General features: G+C 59.2%; 1 protein-coding gene. It reads right to left on the bottom strand.

The genetic code is table 11. From position 1 onward, the window contains the following. The coding region (locus tag AC0L3E_RS34685; protein ID WP_473606921.1) for a S8 family serine peptidase at positions 1-225 on the bottom strand (225 nt) is incomplete at its 3' end. Between the last annotated feature and the right edge of the window lie 89 nt (positions 226-314).

Genomic DNA, 314 nt, shown 5'->3' with positions numbered 1-314 from the left:
AGTAATCTGTTTCGGAGTTGCGGACGTGAACTTGCTACCAAGGATGGCGGCATAGCCTGCAACCACAGGTGCCGCATAAGACGTGCCGTATAGGCCAGTCTTGTCACCCTCGACACCCACGGTCAGGAACTGGTTCCGCACCTCGGGGTTTGAGCCGGGATAATTCGAGTATCGGGCCAGCCGTGTCTTGTTCGCGGGAGTGCCATTATGGTCGAGCGCACCCACGAAGATTGCCGATGGCGCCCCGATCAGCCCGAGGGTTAGCCCATCGAAATCCCCTTCGTGCGGCCTACCTACCTCGTTGCTGCGGTTGT

It is taken from the genome of Mesorhizobium sp. WSM4822 (assembly GCF_055811155.1).
Note: the sequence above shows the minus strand (reverse complement) of the source record. Positions and strands in the feature narration are given on the sequence as shown.